Source organism: Vibrio sp. YT-19(2023), assembly GCF_033337395.1.
This window is the reverse complement of the sequence record NZ_JAWOQN010000724.1, coordinates 1-611: the sequence shown is the minus strand read 5'-3', so window position 1 is coordinate 611 and position 611 is coordinate 1. Positions and strand designations below refer to the sequence as shown.

Sequence of the window (611 nt, the reverse complement as noted above, 5' to 3'; positions counted from 1 at the left end):
GGCTGGTCCGGAGGCCAGACGTGAAACCCAACAGACCCCTGATCGTAATTCTGAGCACTGTCGCGCTCGACGCTGTCGGCATCGGCCTGATTATGCCGGTGCTGCCGGGCCTCCTGCGCGATCTGGTTCACTCGAACGACGTCACCGCCCACTATGGCATTCTGCTGGCGCTGTATGCGTTGATGCAATTTGCCTGCGCACCTGTGCTGGGCGCGCTGTCGGATCGTTTCGGGCGGCGGCCGGTCTTGCTCGTCTCGCTGGCCGGCGCTGCTGTCGACTACGCCATCATGGCGACGGCGCCTTTCCTTTGGGTTCTCTATATCGGGCGGATCGTGGCCGGCATCACCGGGGCGACTGGGGCGGTAGCCGGCGCTTATATTGCCGATATCACTGATGGCGATGAGCGCGCGCGGCACTTCGGCTTCATGAGCGCCTGTTTCGGGTTCGGGATGGTCGCGGGACCTGTGCTCGGTGGGCTGATGGGCGGTTTCTCCCCCCACGCTCCGTTCTTCGCCGCGGCAGCCTTGAACGGCCTCAATTTCCTGACGGGCTGTTTCCTTTTGCCGGAGTCGCACAAAGGCGAACGCCGGCCGTTACGCCGGGAGGCTCTC

At 64.3% G+C, this 611-nt stretch carries 1 protein-coding gene; it reads left to right on the top strand.

Going from position 1 to position 611, the window contains the following annotated elements; genetic code table 11:
• Positions 1-20 precede the first annotated feature (20 nt).
• The coding region (locus tag R7E78_RS28115; protein ID WP_181713132.1) for an MFS transporter at positions 21-611 on the top strand (591 nt) is incomplete at its 3' end.